Source organism: Syntrophorhabdales bacterium (genome assembly GCA_035541455.1).
In the GTDB taxonomy this organism is placed as follows: domain Bacteria; phylum Desulfobacterota; class Syntrophorhabdia; order Syntrophorhabdales; family WCHB1-27; genus JADGQN01.
In genome coordinates, this window is record DATKNH010000059.1 from 1 (window position 1) to 19755 (window position 19755).

A 19755-nucleotide genomic window follows, 5' to 3' on the forward strand; every position below is an offset into this window, starting at 1 on the left:
GCGAAAGCTCCGCCGGACGAGAACGCAAGAGTCATCGCACTCATCCACAAAATAAAAATCTTTTTCATGACACTGATACCTCCTTAAGGTGCAGGCGGTTTGGCCTTTGGCTTTGATTTCGATTTGGCCTTGGGCTTGGGCGGCGGCTGCAGGCCCTTGGGCGGGGTATCCGGGCGCGCGAAAGGGATCTGCATCACGCTTCCCACGGCCCCAAGGGTGAAATCTTCAGCAGAGACCGGGACGTCGAGTTGCCAGTCGGAAAGGTCCAGCTGATGGCGGAGTCTCGATGGATCGTCCCGGTACATGGCGCGCAGCCTCCGGGGGAGCTTATCTTCAGACCCCACCCACGCCTGCACAAACACGTTGTCATTCACATAGGCGATCATGTCCGTGGTGACTCCGCCAACAATATTCGATTGACCGATGTAAAAGGCGAGCTTCAGTCCTTCGGAGATATCCTTGTACGGATCGGCGACGACCACGTCAGCAAACGGATAATAAATGGCTGCCGTCTCGAAAGCCTTCTTCAGCGCAGCGTCGATTGTGGGCGGTGCATCTGCGACAGCGACGAGTTTTTCGGCAGGTGCGTAAGCCACCATTTGCTTGCCGTCGTAGTAGAAGTCTGACGCCGGGCCGTCGCCAGGCGTGATTACCCTCAGTTTATCCGGCCGCTGCATGGTCACGTCAGACTTGGTCGTGTAAGCGAGTGGCGGGCCGAGGCGGCTCGGGTGCTCGTAGGTCACCACTGCTGTGAAGCGCATGCTCTTCGCACCTGCAAGGCGGTCGCATGCTCCTTTGATAATCTCCATGGCCTTGGGCTCGAGCACTATCGGAACCGCTGGCGGCGCCACTTTAGTCTGGGCCTTCCTTGAAGGCTTCTTGGCTATTTTCTTGGGCTGCTGGGCATAGCCGTTGGCGGTAAGGATGAGCACGAGCATGCATGAGAGACAGAGCAGGATTAGCCGTGTCCCAGTTCTGCACTTCGCTACCTGGCCATCCGCCTGACGCGGATCGGTATCTGTTGCGGCTCCTGTTATCATGGAATCATCCCGCACTCGAACATCTTATTGGCGACAGGACCTGCTATCTTGTTGATAAAGTACTGCCTTATCTGAGGATCTCCGCGCAACATCTGTATGGCCTCCTGCTCCTTCGGCGATTTAGGTTTGCCCTTCTGCTCCCATAGTTGTTCGCAGTTCATCATTTGGTATTTCTCAATGACGTTGTTGGCGACCATATCCACCATCGGATATTGTTGAGCCGCGGCGACACCCGCAAAGACAACGCCGAACACCATTGTGACAATCACTACTAACCCGGCATCTCTCATCATCGTTTTATCCTCCTTTATTGGCTGGTGCAGATCCTTATGCATACTGTGACCGGCTTTTCACATATCGTCAATGACCACATCGTGGCGCCTCTAAACGAATGACCAGCTCAATGTTTCCGTCCCGGGCTGTTAGGGGAACATGCCGCACTCGAACATCTTATTGGCGACCGGGCCCGCTATTTTGTCAATAAAGTACTTGCGTATCATTGGGTCGCCACGCAGTAGAGTTATCATTTCCTGCTCCTGCGCTGATTTCGGTTTGTCCTTTGCTTCCCACAATTGCTCGCAGCTCGACATTTGATATTTCTGGATGACATTATTGGCGACCAAGTCCACCATCGGGTACTGCTGGGCAGCGGCAATACCTGTAAACACAAGACCGAACACCATTGCTGCGATTACTGTTGCATAATACTTTCTCATTTTGGCTGTCCTCCTTCGTTGTTTTAGTTGAATCGTTCAAACTACTTTCTACTCAACGGTTTTACATTTTGTCATAGTCTATCGGGAGCTGCTGTATCTGCTGGTCAATCAGCTTCTGCAGTGCAAAGGTATCTACCTGCGGGGCCATTGCCATGAACTCCACCTCTCGAAGTGTCGGTGAGCCGGGTACGACGTTCCGGTAGGCAGCAATGTAGTTTGTGAGCTCATCCCGACCGGCCGGCACATTCCCCTGGCTGAAGCGGACCAGCGAGCGGTAGCCGTAAATGATGCAGGCAACCACGGCGTTAGGGGTCAACCCTTCTGTCGCCTGGACAAGGTAATTGTCCGCGAGAGGTATATCGTTCATCTTGTAGGCAGCCATCGCCGCGAAGGCATACGCGCCGGAACTTGGATGGAAGGTATTTGCCTTGAGGAAAGATGCAAGTGCAGTCGAGTACTGCCCAGCCTTCAACTGCTGATCGCCTTCGAACATGTTATCCGTGAAATGAGACAAAGGCGTTGCCTGGCATCCGAGCACCAGGAGAAATGTTGCTGACACCACACATGCGAGAAATCGTTTGCTCATTGCGCGCTCCTTTTCAGACGACTCGATTTATCTCATCCCCCTCTTCGCCTGCGCCACAGACGCCTTGCACTGAGGTGAGAGTTTGGACGCGTTCGCCTTCAGACACTGTGCGATGCGGCCTCCTCCCGGTTTGACGCCTTCACAAAAAGCCATGATGTCGTCCTCGCAGGTCTTCTGCACTCCCTTGAGCTGCTTCGCTGCTTCCTCCATGCGTGCCTTGCACGCGGGAGAAACTTCTTCTTTGTGTTGCGCGAGACATTGCGCTATACGGCCCTCGCCCTGCTGCACACCCTGGCAGAATTTCTCGATATCACCCCCACACGCTCCCTTTCCTTGGGCCAACGCACCTGTTACAGTTAACCAACCAGCTCCGAATACGACAACAAACAGCGCAGCCAGTACCATCGTGGTAACTTTCATATTCACCCTCCTCCTTTCATGTTGCCGATAACCAGCGGTCAGCACCATCACTGGTCACTTTCCTCCACTGGTCACTCGTTTTCACTGCTTCATATAATTCATGCTGTTGATCGTGATCTGCATATTCTTGCCAGGGACGCTTATTGTTGTTTGGGCGTTGTAATTCAGACCGGTTGACCATACCTGGTATTGCGCGTTGACAGTCATCGGGCCATTGAAGACAGTTGTGGTGACCTGGGTCTGCAGCTGCCTTTTCGTCGCGCCATCACAGATGATCGTCACCTGGTCACCCGGCTGCTGGAAACCTGATGCAACTACTCTAACGGTGCTCCCATCAGGGCTCAACCATGCTTGCGCTATCCGGCCCAGCTGCTGCAGGTTTTGTTGATTGAGATTCAGGTAGCTATTCGCAAGCGCAACCACCTGGTCTATCTCGCCCTTTAGCTCCTTTGCTTTGTCTTCCTCGATATGGCGTCTCAAAGGACCTCCGCTCAACTGTTCGGGTGGTTCGGAGCTGAGTGTAGTGACCAACCTCTCACCTTCCGGCGTGAACGCTATCTGGGTCAACGTCACGTTTTTGGTCTCGCCGTTTATCTGCACTGCCGTGCGCTGCTGCCAGGTATACCCCTTGAGGGCTTGCGCGGTTTCCGCCATCTTTACACCAATCAGAGCCAGTAGCTCCGCGCCCTGCGCTGACTGCGGCTGAGCCTGTGCCGTTGCCGGCGCGAGCATCGCCAGTACGATCAATCCCGCTGCCATCATTGAAACTGCCGTTCTTTTCATACGTCCTCCTTTACGAGTAGGAAATTTCAGAAGCTCTTGAAGAGCTGTATCTCGTAGCGCGCGATCTGATGCGTGATCACGGGCTCCAGTTCCTTAACGGGGACGTCGCCCGTCGCTACAGCCAATTTGTGCAAGCGCTCAACATCCCTGTAAGTCTCGTCCGGGTAAGAAACCCTGTAGGCCTTTACATAATCCCCGAGAGCGGCAATGCCCTCCTTGTGCCGGTCGAGCCTGAATGCAATGAGTGCCTGGTAGCCTTTTATGACGAGGTAGGCGTACGTATCGTTCTTCACAGCCGTGGCTTGCGAGAGATAACGACTCGCATTTGGCAGGTCACCTAAGTGGTAGCAAGCCTGTCCTGCTAATGCCAGAGGCATGGCCCTGGTCGGGTCACTGCTGTTCGCCTGGAGAAAGTCATCCAGGGCAGGCCGATACTCTCTACTCAACAGGTGCCGCGCTCCAGACTGCATACTCTCTCTGTACGCGCTGTGATCTGCACCATCGGGTACGACGCTCGCGCAAGAGATCAGCATAAATGCGATTAAGAGTATGCTTGCAATGTCGTCACGTATTTTCATGCAATTTCTCCTGTCAGTCGCTGACCTTAAAAAAACTCAAACAGCTCGCTCTCGTACTGCGTGATCTGGTCCGTGATTACCGGCTCCAACTGGGCAACATTGATGTCGCCTGTTTCAACCGCCAACGTATACATCCGCTCAACATCGGAAAAGGTGTACTCCGGGTACGAAACTCTGTACGCACGCAGATAATCCCCTAGCGCCTTAATACCCTCCTGCGTCCTTCCTTGCTTTAAAGCAACGAGCGACTGGTACGCCTTTACAATCAGGTACGCATTACTGTCGCTCTGGATCGTCAGCGACTGCGACAGGTACTGGCTTGCCGTGGCATAGTCGCCCATGTTGTAGGTCGCCTGCCCTGCCAGAGCCATCGGCATCGGCTGCGTCGGATCGCCGCCGTTGGCGCGCAGGAACTCCCCAACTGCAAGCTGGTTCTGCCCGTTCTGGAGGTACTGTACGCCCTTGAATACGCCGTCACGATAGACTCCGAAGTCCGAATTTGTTCCCACGCTCGCGCACGACGCCAACACGAAAGCGATGAGGACTAACCCTGCCCTGCTCATCCCTCTCAATGTATTCATAGTATTCATTCGATTCTCACCCCCCGATCTCTTTCGCCCATCCACGAGTCACCTGTTAACTGTCAACCGGCCACCGGCAACGGATTTAGGACAAGCTACCGCCATCCGGTTCTTTTGCCCGTTGATGCAAATTCCAGAAGTGGCAGGGACTATTCCCCATCCTTTTTGTCGCGTCGTGCTGCTTCTATTGTCTCAACGCCAGTTGAACCCGCTATAGTGTCAAACCTTATCTCGGGTTGTTCGGAGCACATCTCCATGACAAGGAGCACATTGCGGTATTCTTCCGAGCCCAGGTGACGAAGCATTGCATCTTCCGTCTTCCATGCCTGCTCGAATATGATCACACGTTCGTCCTGGGTGTCCCGATGCACGCAGCAGTCAAAACATCCGACCTCCACCCGTGTGCGTTCTGCAATAGAATGGAGTATGTGCAGAGCTTCATCAATCTTATCAGTGGCGATCACCATTCTTACTGTCGCTTGAACCACCATTCCCCCGTCGACCCGGTACCAACCTGGTCTTCTACGCATTGTAATAATTTTGGTTAATGTGGGGTCTGAGACTCGACTACGACTACACTTAAGCGAAATTCATGCCATTTAAGAAGCGGTATGCCTAATGCGTTGTAACATACTATTATGATGTACGATTTACAATAAATGGATGCTGCCCAGGCAGAGGAGGAAAGTCAACAGTCTGCCCGCATTTGGGCATCGTGCCCATATTAGGGCATGGCATCAGGAAGACGGGCGGGTGATACCGAGCGCTCTCATCTTTGCCTGGAGGGTAGTTCTTTTCATGCCGAGGACCTCGGCAGCGCCGTCCTTACCAGCCAGCCGCCACCCTGTCCTCTCGAGCACACTAGTAATGTGCATACGCTCCACGTCCTGGAGCGTGGTGGGAAGTGTGTCTCTCTCTTTGGCTTGCGGCCCCATGGTAGGTGCCGCCAGCGTAAGGGTCTTGCCCTCACATACGATCATAGCATGTTCAACCGCGTTCTTCAGTTCCCTGACATTACCGGGCCATGAATACTGCTGAAGAGACTCTATGCTTCTCTTGGAAATGGTGTCGATTCGCTTTCCAAGTTTCTTTTCTAACTCTCTCACGAAGGCCCAGACCAGGGCCGGAATATCCTCCAGGCGCTGCCGCAGCGGCGCGATGCGTATCGGAAAAACGTTCAGGCGATAATAGAGATCGCTCCTGAATCTACCGGCTGCCACCTCCGCCGAAAGATCGCGGTTTGTCGCGGCAATAAGACGGACATCAGCGTGGATAGTTTTCGTCGAGCCGAGCCGCTCGAACTTTCCCTCTTCAAGAACTCTTAGCAGCTTGCTCTGCACTTCGTATGGCAATTCAGCAATTTCATCCAGGAAGAGCGTGGAACCGTCGGCCGCCTCGAACCGGCCCGTCATGCGTGTCAGTGCACCTGTATAGGCGCCTTTTTCACGGCCGAAGATTTCATTCTCGATTAGTGAAGGGGGCAGGGACCCACAGTTTACTGCCACAAGGGGCCGTTCCTTACGCCTGCTCAAGTTATGTATGTGGCGCGCGACAAGTTCTTTACCTGCACCAGTCTCACCCAGAATGAGGACCGAGGAGTCGGTGGGGGCGACCCTTTCCGCCTCCGCCAGGGCCTGTTTGATTGCTTTGCTCTCGCCCACGATTTCATTTGACGTTGACAGAACCTTCACTTCTTTGCGAAGGAAGACATTTTCTTTTTCGAGTCGCCGCTTGAGCCCTTCAATCTCTTGATAGCCATCTTGAAGTCGTTGCTGCATTTCTTTGCGATCCAATGCATTGACGAAGATCTCGCCCAGTAGCCGCAGTCGCGGAATGTATTCCTCCGGCCAAACATGCTCGCTTAAAACGGAATCGATAGCGATGATATGAGCGAGTGACTCACCGATCGTAATAGGAATGACAAGGCTAGAACGAATACCCCATTCCGTCCAGGTTTGTCTGTCTGTGCTCGCCTCCGGCGGTAGATCTTCGAGCTTCGAAAAAACCAGCGTCTCGCCATTTCTAATCAGCTTATCGTATGTCCATGGATAAATCGTTACCGGAAGTCTCGTCCTGAGAGGAACACCGGGCACACCTTGCACAACGGCTACATGGGTGATCTGCCACGACGCGTCATCCATTAGTATTTGAATCAGCCCGCAGCGTTCGACCTTGAAGAATTCAACAATGCTACTTAATCCACGTTCAACCTCTGCATCCACATTATCGGGAGCGACATTCACGAATCTGGCCGAGAGCCCGGACAGCAGTTGTTCAAAGCGAAGACGTTCCTCCAATTGAGCTGCAGACCGCCTGCGCTCAATGGCGTTTACGAGAATCTCTCCCATCAGCTGCAATCGCGGGATGTATTCGTCAGCCCACACACGCTCCTGCGAGCGCGAGGAAATAGAAAGCGTGTACGACACCGATCCCTCCAGCGACACGGGAATGATAAGAATCGAGCGAATGCCGATTCTCTCAAATGTCTCCCTGTCCACAGAAGCCTCCTCCGGCAACTGATCGAGGGTGACGATCCTCACAATCTCGCCAGAGCGCAACTGCCTGGACGACCAGGGGAAGAAGGGAGCAATATCTGTTCGCACGGGTAAGACGGAAGCAGTATCGGCAGATGCAGCATGGGTGATCACTGCGCCGTCAGCAGAGCCTTTTATCAGGATGCAGTTGTTCACGTTGAAAAAATCGACTATTTGCTGCAAACCAGATTCTATCCCGCGGTCGATCTGATCGCCGGAGGTACTTACTAATCCTATGGAAAGCTCGGAAAGAAAGTGCTCAAATCGTAGGCGCTCCAGCAGCGCTTTTTCGGAAGAAAGAAGCCTCTGATTCGCCGCTCTCAATTCTGCTGTTCTCTCTTTCACCCGCTGGTCCAGCTCATCATGTGCCCGCTTGAGGGCGTCTTCCGCCTGTTTGATGCGCACTAGAGACTTAACCCGTGCAAGAATCTCATTCTTCGGAGTCCCCTTGACGATGTACCCATCCGCGCCCATATCGAGCCCGGTTGCCTGCGCGTCACTCGAGGTACTGACCCCGGAGTGGAGAACCACGAAGGTACTGCGCAGAACCGGATCAGCTTTAATCTGTTTGCAGACCTCGAAACCGCTCATATCAGGAAGGACCACGTCGAGCACAACCATGTCCGGGAGCGCCCTGGCGAGTGCTTCCAGGGCATCCTTCCCCGTGGAAGCTTCGAAAACCTCGTAGCCGCCGGAAGCCAGGACCGCGGACGTGAGTGCGAGGAAATGCGGATCATCATCAACAATGAGTATTTTCGCTCGATTAGCCATGCAGTTCCTGCCTGTATCGAAAGCATATTTTCTGATGAAACTATATGATTGTCAAACAGGAGGCTACCGTTAAAGTTACGAGTTGCGAGTTACGGGTTACGAGTTTGTTACTGGTTCTCTCATCCGTCCAGCGCGTTGCGCACGGTTCGCCCCAACTCCCCCTTGGTTAAAGGTTTCATAACAAAAGCCCGGATGCCGGCCTCTTTAGCCTCTGTTGCGCTGACAGCGTGACTGAACCCTGTGGCAAGGACAACGGGGATATCGGGGCGAAGCGCTATGCAGGCTCGTGCCAGTTCAAGCCCGGTCATATCCGGCATAGTCTGGTCGGTCACAATAAGATCGAACCGACCGGGGTCGTCCGTGAAGAGTTTCAGTGCTTCTACACTGCTGTTCTTGGCAGTCACTGTATAACCGAGCCCTTCGAGAAACAACTGTCCGGTCTCGGTCAGCGCTCTCTCGTCGTCAACGAAGAGTACCCGTTCGTGTCCGGTCGGAACTGCCTCTTCACCGGCAGCTACCCATCCGGATTGTTCCGCACCTTTTGGCAGGTAGACACTAAAGGTAGAACCTTTCCCGGGTTGGCTCTCCACGGTGATGTACCCGTCGTGTTGTCGTATGATGCCCTGCGCTACGGAGAGGCCAAGCCCTGTTCCCTCGTCAGGCTTCTTGGTCGTAAAGAAAGGGTCGAATATTCTGGTAATCACCTCGGGTTGTATACCGGTGCCCGTGTCGCGCACCACGAGCTTGACGTACTCCCCGGGCTTCATGTCGTCAGATCCAGTCCCGGATAACACGACGCTGAAATCGCTCAAGTTGAGGTCGAGGACGCCGCCCCTCTCCCGCATAGCGTACGCGCCGTTGGTGCAGAGGTTCATAAGGACCTGCTGTATCTGTACCGGGTCGGCGAGTACGGGGCCTGATTCGCCCTCGACGTTGACCCTGACGCTGATCGTCGCGGGGATAGAGGCACGCAGGAATCTCGCGGTCTCCTTGACGAGAGTGCTCAGTTGGAATGGCTTTTTCTCCTGTTCTGTCTTACGGGAAAAGGTGAGCATCTGTTTGATGAGTTCACGGCCACGCAGGCCGGCATCCATAACCATCTGCAGGTGGCGTTCATCCCTGCTTGCCTTGGGAAGGTTCTCTTTTACCAGCTCGGTAAAACCTATCATGGCCGCAAGTATGTTGTTAAAGTCGTGGGCGATGCCGCCGGTGAGCGTGCCGAGGGCCTCCATCTTCTCCGCCTGGCGCAGCCGCGCTTCGAGCTTCTGATGCTCAGTGTTATCCGAGTCGACCCCGCGATATCCGACGAGATTGCCCGCCTCGTCCAGCACAGGAGAACCGCTCGTCTGCAGGTGCACTACGTGTCCATTTTTGTGCAGGTTCTGATTCGAGAAGGCACGGAAGGGCTGCTTTGCAGCAAACCCGGTAAATGCGGCCGTCTTAAGCTCTTCACGCACTTCCGGGGTGAACAGGTCATAGAAGTGCATCCTCCCGACGAGTTCGTCAGGTGCGTAGCCGAGGATCTTGCTGACGGACGGGCTCGTGTAACGATAGACTCCGTCGACATCAACCTCCCATATGAAGTCGCCTACGTTCTCGGCCACCTGCCGGAAACGCTCCTCGCTTTCGCGCAGGGCCGCCTCAGCAATTTTTCGTTCGGTGATGTCACGTACTATAGCCCACATCCCGCTGCCGTTACCCTTTTCGTCTCTCAGAAGAAATGTCCTCAGTTCAACCGGGAATGGCATGCCATCCTTCTTGCGATACTCTTTCTCATACACATCGGAATACCCGCGGACGAGAACCTGCCCCTCGACAATCTCTTCTTCGAAATCGTGCCACCTGTCCGGCGTGAGATCACGGTAATTGAGCTTGAGTAATTCTTCATCGGTGTACCCTGTCATCACGCGGTAGGATTCGTTGTATTCTTTGATCATTCCGTTCATCTCGACGAGTACGAAGCCATCCATCATGCTTTCATGCAACCGTCGATATTTCGCTTCTGATTTTTTAACCGCTTCTTCTGCTTTCCTGCGCTCTGTGATATCCTCTGCGAAGCCCGAATAGAGAATAGTTTTTCCATCCGGTCCTGGCACACGCCTTGTGCTGACCGACACCCACAACTCCGTTCCATCTTTACGCTTAAACTGGCACTCGTACCCCAGGACAACGCCCTGCTCTTCCAAGAGCCGCGCCCATTCTACGCGTTTCTTCGGGTCTACCCATACCTGGTGCGCTGTGTCTTGGATTGTTGAGGTAACTTCGTCCGGCGATTCGTAGCCCAGCATTTTCGCCATTGCCGGGTTGACAGTCAAGGACTGACCCTGTGGTGAGGTTTCAAATATACCTTCCAGGGCGCTGTTAAAAATACTCCGATATTTTTCCTCGGCCTGCCTGAGGGATGCTTCAACCATCCTTTTCCTGCGCCCTTGCACAATCAGGATGATTATGAGAACGGACTCCGCAAAACAGAAAGCGACCATGCCGATAATGGCGGCCGCATATCTCTCCCAGATCGATACCGGTCTATTGAGCAGGATGGACCCTGGGGGCAAAGCAGACTCATCCAGGTTCCAGCGCTTGAGTTGCTGCCAATCAAACATTGGAACAAGAGGCGCCGGCAAGACGGTTACAGATTGGGCAGGAAGCTTTCCTCGCAAGATCTCCATCGCTATACTCACAGCGCGCTCGCCTTCCACCTTGTGGTTGAGGATAACCCCTCCGACGACACCATTGTCGCCGAGCAATGTCTCAAACAGGCCGAAGACAGGGCAGTTGGCTGTTCGGCTGATCATTCGCGCAACATCAGTAGGCATAAACGTTTTCCCAGTACTGTCAGCATAGATCGTTGTATAGAGGATTGCCGATTTAGGCGGAACTGCACTGACCCTTTTCAGCATGACGTCTAACGGCAAATCACTTATGGACTCTATATTCAGCCTATCTTTGAATGATCGCAACTCGGCGAGCACCCGTCCTTCAAATCGTCTATCCAGGCCGCTGCTGCCCGCGACAACAAAAATATTTTTCGTGTCAGGCTGGAGATTCAGCATCTGTGACACGGTCGAGAACACATCGGTCGAGAAGGGTAATACAATTACACGGCGCTTTGAATCGAAGTGCTGGCCCGAGGGGGAACCCAGGATCGAAATGACCGGGACATTCGACAGAATATCCTTGGCATCGTCGAGCAGGAAATCGATAGCTTCAGTGTGCAAGGCGAAAATCAGGTCAATATTGCGGGTCTTGAATTCTGCTCGAAACCGCTCAAGGAGGCGCTTTCGATATTCCTTGCCGGGGTTACGAGCCAGATCCATAAACTCGAAATAGAGATTGTTGAAATCGAGCCCTGCAGCAACAAACGCTTCCACAAGTGCCGCGTCTATGATCTTGTACGCGGGTTGTGCATACGCAAACGAGTGCAAAACCAGAACCTTTTTTGAGGCGAGATCACGTGCGGCCTGAGCACCGCTTGCTACAGACGCCGGCGCATTTGCGCTCCCGTCGCCGCGGTCCGGGCGAGACTGCGCATGAGCATGAACCGGCAGGGCGAGAAGTACCAGTATCACTATCAGAAAACGGAGCAGCATACGCTCTCAGTGCTATTCTCTTTCATCCAGCTTCCTTGTGTCAACTACGAAGATAGATGCCCAGGGGGTCTATCTAACGAGCACGGCGACCGGGTACCCACGAAGTGGGTGGAGGCGACGCGAGCCCCAGTGATAGATTATGTTGGTGAGCCTTAACTAAGGGTATTCAAAGAAGCGGGCTGAGCGCCACGTGTATCTTAGCGCGCACTTCTTCTTTGGCCGCACGGTTCCACTTCTTTGCAGCGTTCGCTGAACCGTAAATGTTTCCGAGATAGAAGGGAATTCCTATGCCCCCTACTATCGCAGCCACAGGGTAATTCTCCTCGTTGATGCCTATCACGGTGCCCGCTATAAAGAGCCCGTTGATCAAGAACGCTGTGGCACCATCCCCGTAATGACCTGCATACATGTATCCCGATCCGGGGATGATGGCTGACATGACTCCCGCAAGGACCGGTGACTTTTGCGGAAGATCCCGATACTGATCGATCAGCGCCAACGCCTCTTGTACTTTATCCAGGAGAGGATGCTCAGGATAGAGCTCAATAAACCGTTCCAAGTCCTGACGGCTTGCAAGGGCATTATCTTCATCCAGGGCTACGAGTGAACTCGCCGCCAATGCACGGGGAGCATACTCAGATTCAGGTTGTGTATCTACAAGCGCTTTGAACGTGTCTCGCGCTTTCTTGTGCTGCTTCGCCTTCCAGTAACTGAAAGCTTCCAGAAAGAATGCCTCGTTTGCGTTGCTGCTACCAGGATATTTCTCCCGAAGGGAGGAAAGGGTACGCGCAGCGGATGCGTATTCCTCGCCTTTGTAATACGCGTTCCCAATTTTAAAGAGAGCGTAGTCGGCTCTTTCACTATCAGGAAAGAGGATTAAGAACTTCTTGTATTCGGTGATTGCCCTGTAGTATTCGCCCTCTGCCATGAAGGTGTCGGCAATCTTCAGCTCGACATCTTCCGTCAGGACGATGCTCTTCTCTTCGGCATGCGCTGGCAGCGTAAGAAAGACTGCCAGGGAAAGAAACAGAACGGCGCTCGAGAATGATCTGGACGGGCGAGTCATTTTTCGAAAAGGAGATTGCTGGAGACTGGATCAAAGAGTTTTCCGTTCGGAAGCAACGGATAATCCGGCCCGGGCTTTTTGAAGACGTTGCAGCGTGTCTGGCGATCGCCAATCATTATGATCCCCAGCACCGGCCCCTGCTCTTGTATAGCTTCGTACCCGTAATGAGAGCAGCTGGGACGAAAACCGCACCTGTCGGGTCCGCCTTGAGATGAGATTCTGGATTGATAAAACTCTATGAGACCGAGCAGCGCAATGCGAACGCTGGAAGTCTCCAAATCCTCGCCGACCTCAGCACGCGACTCAGTCGCCGGCGGTCCCTTCATCATGAAGCCTGATGCACATACAGGAACGATCGAGCCGGAAAGGAAAAGCGTTCCGAGGATCACTATGCAAGCGAGGCGGCCGCGCATCGCCTTAATGCTCCCTACTTGTTTTGCGCACCCTGGTCTATGAGATTCTTTTTTGCTGTCTCGTACTCTTCTTTGGAGATAGCGCCTTTCTTGTACGCCGCTTCGAGGCTCTCCAGCTGTTGACCCAGCGTCGGCGTCGCGGATACGTTCACCGGTGCTGGCTCGACTTTTGTCGTGCCACCACCGCAGCACGCAGAAATACTCACCGCAAAGACAAGCAACAAACCCAGTGCAGACATCCTGGCAAAACTCATGCAACAATCCCCCTCTGGTGAATAATCTTGGTTCACTATAGCATTAAAGCAGGCACCAGGCAACCCTACAAGCATGCCCGCCGAACGTGCCTTTTCAGCAGCGACAGCATATTGCGCGATTCCGAACAGAGGAGAAGAATTTCCTCTCGTACACGCTAATCCTCTTGAGGCAGAACACAGGTACCGATCGACCCGTACAAGCAGCGTTTGACCCCGTCCAGCCAGATGGCGCCCGACAGATTGGCGCCCGCAATAGTGGCATAGGAGAGGTCTGCACCCCCTAGGATGGCTCCGGATAGGTTCGCATTCGTGAGGTTGGCACTGGAAAGGTTCGCATTCGTGAGGTTGGCAGCGGAAAGATTGGCACCCGCGAGGTTGGCGCCGGACAGGTTCGATTCAGACAACGGAGCGTAGCTCAGATCACACCCGGGGCACTGCCCTGCAGACTTGAGATTCTCCAGGCTTGCCTCATTAAAAGCATGTGACGCAACAGACATGGCAAATAAAAATGTTAGAGCAACAATGCAGATAGCGATCATCATGGTCGTCCGCTTCATGGCCCTCCCCTCCCTAATTGATTTCGGTGTGGCGTATCGGGGCGCGTCAGCTTCTCCTCTTCAGGATCCCAGCATCTCACCGATGGCTTTCCCGTAATCCTGGCACGCGCGCCTTCCTTGCGTCGTGTCGACCACCTCCTCCTTGAGGAGGAAGGAGCCGAGATTGGTCATGTTCATCTTAAAGACGAACTCCATGGTTTCGAATATTGCCTTGGCAGCATCTCCGCTGTGGGTGTGGGAGCCGAAAGCCCCTCCTACCTTTCCGTTAAGCTCTGCCTTTTGGGCCATGAAAAGAAACGTTTTAAAATTCTGGGTCATATCTCGATGGTACGTAGGACACCCGAAAATATATGCGTCAAAGCCGTTCAGATCTTTTTCATCCTTTATGTCAGAGATCTTCTTCACCTCCGCATTGTGTCCGCTGATGCGCACCCCTTCCGCAATACCATCCGCCATGGTCTGCGTCATCCCGGTTCTGCTGTAATAAGCTACCATCACGTTTTTCATAAGCCACCTCGCCTTCTATGGTATCCGCTCCCCGGCGGGACCGGTCTCACGACCACTACGTGGTGAGTCTTCTTCCAGGTGCGAAACGGCTGCAATGATAACAAAATGTCCCTTCTGGTGTCAAACTCCCCGGACTTCCTGACATTACCAAACAGTAATACTCCTGTAATCTTCCCATCAGCTTGGCTCTGTATACTAGACACAGGTTGAATGGCTGGGCCCGGTCGACAATCAAAATACCCAGTAGAGGGAGGTACGTTTTATGAAGAAGAGTCTGGTAATGTTAGTTGCGCTGTTCACGATGGTCGCTTTCGCGGGCGTGAGCATGGCTCAGGCACCGGCTAAACAGTCCGATAAGCCTGCAACGGCTGCACCCGAGAAACCTGCGCCGGCGGCGGAGAAGGCAAAATCGGAATCGCCGAAAGCCGAGAAGAAGAGCGATGAGAAAAAGCCGGAAGAGAAGAAACCGGCTCCTGAAAAGAAGAACTAGGTCATATCAGGTCGTGGCATGAGGGCACGGCTCCGGGCTCGGGGTAGTGCCCTTTGCTTTAGGATCGGGGTTTTGATCCCGTCTGCACCCATCAGCATTATCCTTATTGACACCTGGTGCGAGAACAATGTAAATTGGCTCTCAAGAAAAGCATGAGCTCAACTCGTGCGTCTTTGACCCTCGAGCTCAATAATGATAGTACAATCCCAGGAGGTCGGCAATGGATGATGTCAAGCGGATTCTTGTTGTGAGCAGGGATACGACTGAGTGCAAGAAGGCGGTCCACATGGGGGTGTCATTGGCGAAGAAATACGGTGCGGAGCTCAGTGTTGTCCATGTGTTTCACAACGTGTTCGGACTGAAGGGCGGGGTCTTGTACATACCCCATCTGGCAGATCTGGAACAAACATATAAAAACATGGTGAAGGAAGTGAAGCAGGACATCGACCGTATCATAGCGGAAGAGAAAGCAGCAGGTATGAAGATCAAAGAAATGGTGAAGGACGGTGATCCTGCCGAGGTAATCATCCGCACCATCCAGGAAGAAAAAGCAGATTTGATGATCATGGCCCGGCACGAAGAAGGGCGTATCGAGCATATTCTGTACTACAGAGGCATCGACGAGGTCACAAGGAAGATGCCTTGTTCCATCCTGTTGGTCAAGGCCGAGCCATTCTCAGAGGCGTGAGGGGTCGCACGCACGGAATTGGCGGAATTATTTGAAACATTAATTACCATTCTGTAATTTTCGCGTCGTATTGCCATTACGAAAGCAGAACCTGATTATCAGGACGAAGCCTTCGCTTCTATATCGCCAATAACTTGAAGACGCGAGGCTCGCTCCAGGTTCAAGCCTAACCAAACAGCAGGGGAGCTATAGAGTGCCGGCAACCAAATACGGGCGTTTATGGAGGTGGTTCACCCAGGACTTTCTCGGCATCGTGCGCGAGATGCGCTGGAGCTACCTGCCCCCGCTCATGATCTATCTCGCAGCCGGTGTTTCAGGATTTACGGGCATCGTCGAGAGTTTCTTCGTAAAGAAGGAGTTGGGGCTCTCCGCAGCTTTCCTCGCGAGCCTTGGTTTCTGGGCAGGCCTGCCCTGGACGTTGAAAATGCCTTTCGGCCACCTCGTCGATCTCTTCTGGCACAGGAAGGCCGTGTTCGTCTATATCGGCGCAGTGATGATGGCTACCAGCCTCCTGATCATGGTAGGGCTCACCGGCTACAAGGAGCTGATGGCCGGTATCCTGCATCTCGACACGTGGTACATCATCTCCACGCTTATCTCCCCTGTCGGCTTTGTTATGCAGGATGTTGTTGCTGACGCGATGACGGTCGAGGCGGTTCAGCCTTACGATAGCGACGGTAAGCCCATTCCGGAGCCTGCGCTGAAACGTATGCATATCACTATGCAGACGCTCGGGCGCATTGCCATTGTCGGTGGAAGCGCTATAGTCGCCGGGATAGGCGGCTGGCTCGCCGAAGCCCTGTCCTACGCAACCATGTATGAGCTGTCCCTCATCATTCCGGTAATCTCCGTGTTCGGGGCTATATTCGGGTCATGGAACACCCGGAAACTACGCATCACGTATCAACAGATGGGCCGTTCCAGAGAAGAGATCAATAAGCTCCTCCGTACAGAGGAGTCCTCGCTGCAACCTAACTGGCACATTCTCGGAGGAAGCGCTGTTTTCGTCGCCGCGAGCCTCTTTCTCGGCCTCTCCACGTTCTCTGCCAACAAAGAGGTCATCTTTCTTGCCTCACTCGCCATCATCATCTACCTGATGCATCAGCTCCTCAAAGATCTTGATCCCTCCAGACGGCGTGATATCGTAGGTATTGCTATCATCGTATTTATGTTCAGGGCCATGCCGAGTCTCGGCGCAGGCGCAAGCTGGTGGCAGATCGATGTGCTCAAGTTCGACGAAGCATTTTTCGGTACCCTGCGCCAGGTTTCATCCATACTGGCCATCATCGGCATGTTCGCCCTTCGCGGCTGGATGAGCCGGCGGCCTATCCCCTACCTCGTGGTCTTCCTTTCCGTTTACAGCACCGTGATGATCCTGCCCTTCATAGGCATGTTCTACGGCCTCAACGAGTGGACTGAACGGGTATTCGGCTTTGGCGCGCGAACCATCGCCATCATCGACACCATGGCGGATTCACCGCTTGGCCAGGTCGCTATGGTCCCCATGCTCGCGTGGATCGCCCGGGAAGCACCCAACGAACAGAAGGCAACCTATTTTGCGGTTATGGCAGCCTTCACCAACCTTGCCTTATCTGCGTCAAGCCTCGGCACCAACTACCTCAACCAGATCTTTGTTGTGGGGCGGGGCCAGTACGCAGAATTGGGTCACCTGATGATTACCGCTACGGTGATCGGGCTGATAGTACCCATTGCCACGGTTCTTATCGTTAATAAAAGCAAACGATCCGGATAAGTCGTGCCCGTTACCTTTTTCACCGCCACGTTTTTCTCTTGACTCTTCTGCAGGGACGTACTAAACATCTATACTTTTGCAAGTCTGCGCATGACCACAAAGGAGCCTGATGAGTCCCTTCAGGTCGGTGACGTCGAGCTTGAGCAGGTTCATGAATTACGCGGGCGGCATCGTGCTCGTATTCATGATGCTTCTTGTCGTCTCCGATGTGATCTTGCGCATTTTCTGGAAACCCATCCTGGGAACCTACGAGATGGTCTCCCTCGCCGGCGCCCTTGTCATTGGCTTCGCCATACCGAAAACGTCCCTTGACGATGCGCACGTATATGTTGATTTTGTCGTGACCGGGCGCTCTGCCGCAGTGCGGAAGGCCTTTCTCGCCGTCACCAAGTTCCTCGGGTTCGTGCTTTTTCTTCTGCTGGCCATCAACATGTTCCGTAAAGCGGGCGAGCTTTACAGCGCTCAGGAAGTCACCTTAACCCTCCACATTCCCTTGTACCCGGTTGCCTATGCCCTCGCGTTTTGCAGCATCGTCGAAGCCATAGTGCTGCTACTACAGATATATGCCGGAGCCGGCAAAGAGGGCGGCAATGAGTGAGATAACCGTCGGCATCATCGCTCTTGTCTTTCTCCTCGGGTTTTTTCTCACCGGGATAGAACTCGCCTTTGCCATGGCACTCGTAGGGGTGGCTGGTTTCAGCATCGTGGTCTCACCGTCCTCTGCCATGAATCTTCTGGCCAATGATTTTTTTGATTCCCTCGCCTCGTATGGTTTCACCGTGGTCCCGCTCTTCATTCTCATGGGCCAGGTGGCCTTTAATGCCGGAGTGGCGAGACGACTCTACGAAGCAGGGCACAGATTCGTCGGCCATATACCCGGAGGCCTGGCTATAGCCACGGTAGTGGGCACCACCGTTTTTAAAGCAATATGCGGCTCTGTAGTGGCGACCGTTGCCACCTTTGCCAGCGTGGCCATTCCTGAGATGGACAGGTACAAGTACAGCAGAAAACTCTCTGCGGGAATCGTGGCAACGGTAGGGACCCTGGGTGTGCTCCTGCCTCCGAGTGTCACCCTCATCGTTGTAGGCATCATTACACAGCTGTCCATCGGCAAACTTTTCATGGCCGGTATCATACCGGGACTCATCATAGCTTTCTTCTTCGCAGTGGTCATCGTAGGCTGGTGCAAGATCAATCCGCAAATCGGTCCCAGGAGCGACAGATTCACATGGAAAGAACGCATGTCAGCCGGCTCCGAAGTGGTCTGGCCGATCGTAATCTTCCTGGTCATCATCGGCGGTTTCATTTACGGCTTCTTCAGTCCCACGGAGGCCGGGAGCATCGGCGCCTTTGCCGTGATCGTTCTCTGTCTGGTGAAGAAAGACATCGGGTTCAAGGGCTTCGTCAAATCTCTCGAGGAAGCGTTGCGCAGCGCATGCATGGTTCTTATGCTTGTGGCCGCCTCAACCGTGCTCGGCCATTTCATAGCTGTCACAAATATCCCGCAGGTTGCGGCGGACTGGATCGTCAGCCTACCCATGCCCCGCTCCCTCATCATGCTTTCTATTTTGCTTGTCTACCTGATAGGAGGCTCCTTCATCGATGACCTCGCTTTCATGATCCTCTCCACTCCCATCTTCTTTCCTGCAACAATAAAGCTCGGGTATGACCCGCTCTGGTCGGCTATCATGATCGCGGTTACGGTCTGCATCGGTTCCGTTATACCACCTGTTGCCATCTGCGTCTTTGTGGTAAAGAATATCACCAAGACTCCTATGAGCGTGGTGTATGCCGGGGTCTATCCCTTTCTCATATCTCTCATTCTCTGCATGGTATTGATGTTTCTTTTTCCGCAGCTTGTCCTCTATCTGCCATCGATAGCCATGAAGTGACGAGGGGAGAAGGAATGACAATTGACATAGACGAGTGAACGAGTTGGTTGAGGGCAGTACGAGTTTGACATCACCAACCTATACTACAGGAGGTAACAGATGAAAAAAGGTATGCTTCTCTCATTGTCTATGGTTGCTTTCATTATGATGCTCTTCGCTCCGTCACAGGCAGCCGCTCAGCAGAAGGTGATCACGCTGAAGTTCGCAACGTTCGTGACGCCCCTCCACTGGGTTTCCATCAGCCTGGAAAACTGGTGCAAAGAGGTCGAGAAGAGGACGAACGGCAGGGTAAAGGTCACCATGTTCCACGCCAATACCCTGGCGCCTGGGCCGCAGATCTACGATGCGGTCAATAAGGGCATTGCGGACATCGGCTATGCTTCTATATCATACACGCAGGGCAGATTTCCTCTTACAGAGGTGGTAGGTTTGCCTCTCGGGTACAAGAGCGCCGTTGCCGCAACGGGGATGACGAATGAGTATCTGAAAAAGTTCAAACCAAAAGAGTTCGACGCTGTGCATGTGATGTGGCTGCA

22 protein-coding genes are annotated in these 19755 nt (G+C 53.6%); 6 read left to right on the plus strand and 16 right to left on the minus strand.

Annotated features, from left to right (window positions below):
* Positions 1-83 precede the first annotated feature (83 nt).
* From VMT71_06210 to VMT71_06285, 16 genes are all read right to left on the minus strand, one after another.
* On the minus strand, positions 84-1040 hold the full coding sequence (locus VMT71_06210; GenBank protein HVN23544.1) for a DUF2092 domain-containing protein: 957 nt from the start codon (positions 1038-1040) through the stop codon (positions 84-86).
* On the minus strand, positions 1037-1333 hold the full coding sequence (locus VMT71_06215; protein HVN23545.1) for a hypothetical protein: 297 nt from the start codon (positions 1331-1333) through the stop codon (positions 1037-1039). Before VMT71_06215 ends, VMT71_06210 begins: the two co-directional genes overlap by 4 nt.
* A 129-nt stretch (positions 1334-1462) precedes the next feature.
* Positions 1463-1756 carry a hypothetical protein gene (locus tag VMT71_06220; protein HVN23546.1) on the minus strand — a complete coding sequence of 98 codons (294 nt, stop codon included), beginning with the start codon at positions 1754-1756 and terminating at the stop codon, positions 1463-1465.
* Positions 1757-1817: 61 nt separating this feature from the next.
* Positions 1818-2342, minus strand: a complete 525-nt coding sequence (locus VMT71_06225; GenBank protein HVN23547.1) for a hypothetical protein — start codon at positions 2340-2342, stop codon at positions 1818-1820.
* Positions 2343-2369: 27 nt separating this feature from the next.
* On the minus strand, positions 2370-2762 hold the full coding sequence (locus tag VMT71_06230; GenBank protein ID HVN23548.1) for a cysteine rich repeat-containing protein: 393 nt from the start codon (positions 2760-2762) through the stop codon (positions 2370-2372).
* Between the two features lie 81 nt (positions 2763-2843).
* On the minus strand, positions 2844-3545 hold the full coding sequence (locus VMT71_06235) for a hypothetical protein (GenBank protein HVN23549.1): 702 nt from the start codon (positions 3543-3545) through the stop codon (positions 2844-2846).
* 26 nt (positions 3546-3571) lie between these two features.
* Complete coding sequence (locus VMT71_06240; GenBank protein ID HVN23550.1) at positions 3572-4123, minus strand: hypothetical protein; 552 nt, start codon at positions 4121-4123, stop codon at positions 3572-3574.
* Between the two features lie 26 nt (positions 4124-4149).
* Positions 4150-4704, minus strand: a complete 555-nt coding sequence (locus VMT71_06245) for a hypothetical protein (protein ID HVN23551.1) — start codon at positions 4702-4704, stop codon at positions 4150-4152.
* Between the two features lie 149 nt (positions 4705-4853).
* Complete coding sequence (locus VMT71_06250) at positions 4854-5234, minus strand: antibiotic biosynthesis monooxygenase (GenBank protein ID HVN23552.1); 381 nt, start codon at positions 5232-5234, stop codon at positions 4854-4856.
* 207 nt (positions 5235-5441) lie between these two features.
* Positions 5442-8009, minus strand: coding sequence for a sigma 54-interacting transcriptional regulator (locus VMT71_06255; GenBank protein ID HVN23553.1), 2568 nt, complete (start codon positions 8007-8009; stop codon positions 5442-5444).
* A gap of 119 nt (positions 8010-8128) precedes the next feature.
* Positions 8129-11599: a PAS domain S-box protein gene (locus tag VMT71_06260; protein ID HVN23554.1), complete on the minus strand. Its 3471-nt coding sequence runs from the start codon at positions 11597-11599 to the stop codon at positions 8129-8131.
* Between the two features lie 166 nt (positions 11600-11765).
* Positions 11766-12665 carry a tetratricopeptide repeat protein gene (locus VMT71_06265; protein HVN23555.1) on the minus strand — a complete coding sequence of 300 codons (900 nt, stop codon included), beginning with the start codon at positions 12663-12665 and terminating at the stop codon, positions 11766-11768.
* The gene (yidD, locus tag VMT71_06270; protein HVN23556.1) at positions 12662-13078 is read right to left on the minus strand and encodes a membrane protein insertion efficiency factor YidD; all 417 of its coding nucleotides are present in this window, start codon (positions 13076-13078) and stop codon (positions 12662-12664) included. Before yidD ends, VMT71_06265 begins: the two co-directional genes overlap by 4 nt.
* A 14-nt stretch (positions 13079-13092) precedes the next feature.
* Positions 13093-13332, minus strand: a complete 240-nt coding sequence (locus VMT71_06275; protein HVN23557.1) for an SHOCT domain-containing protein — start codon at positions 13330-13332, stop codon at positions 13093-13095.
* A 155-nt stretch (positions 13333-13487) separates the two neighbouring features.
* On the minus strand, positions 13488-13889 hold the full coding sequence (locus VMT71_06280; protein ID HVN23558.1) for a pentapeptide repeat-containing protein: 402 nt from the start codon (positions 13887-13889) through the stop codon (positions 13488-13490).
* Positions 13890-13949: 60 nt separating this feature from the next.
* Positions 13950-14396 carry a flavodoxin domain-containing protein gene (locus VMT71_06285; GenBank protein ID HVN23559.1) on the minus strand — a complete coding sequence of 149 codons (447 nt, stop codon included), beginning with the start codon at positions 14394-14396 and terminating at the stop codon, positions 13950-13952.
* Between the two features lie 262 nt (positions 14397-14658).
* Between VMT71_06285 and VMT71_06290 the strand changes: the two genes are divergently transcribed.
* From VMT71_06290 to VMT71_06315, 6 genes are all read left to right on the plus strand, one after another.
* The gene (locus VMT71_06290) at positions 14659-14886 is read left to right on the plus strand and encodes a hypothetical protein (GenBank protein HVN23560.1); all 228 of its coding nucleotides are present in this window, start codon (positions 14659-14661) and stop codon (positions 14884-14886) included.
* Between the two features lie 220 nt (positions 14887-15106).
* Positions 15107-15574, plus strand: coding sequence for a universal stress protein (locus tag VMT71_06295; protein HVN23561.1), 468 nt, complete (start codon positions 15107-15109; stop codon positions 15572-15574).
* Between the two features lie 193 nt (positions 15575-15767).
* The gene (locus VMT71_06300) at positions 15768-17327 is read left to right on the plus strand and encodes a hypothetical protein (GenBank protein ID HVN23562.1); all 1560 of its coding nucleotides are present in this window, start codon (positions 15768-15770) and stop codon (positions 17325-17327) included.
* Between the two features lie 109 nt (positions 17328-17436).
* Positions 17437-17925, plus strand: a complete 489-nt coding sequence (locus tag VMT71_06305) for a TRAP transporter small permease subunit (protein HVN23563.1) — start codon at positions 17437-17439, stop codon at positions 17923-17925.
* Positions 17918-19219 carry a TRAP transporter large permease gene (locus VMT71_06310; GenBank protein HVN23564.1) on the plus strand — a complete coding sequence of 434 codons (1302 nt, stop codon included), beginning with the start codon at positions 17918-17920 and terminating at the stop codon, positions 19217-19219. The genes VMT71_06305 and VMT71_06310 overlap by 8 nt, the downstream gene beginning before the upstream one ends.
* Before the next feature lie 99 nt (positions 19220-19318).
* On the plus strand, positions 19319-19755 hold a 437-nt coding region (locus tag VMT71_06315; protein HVN23565.1), incomplete at its 3' end, for a hypothetical protein.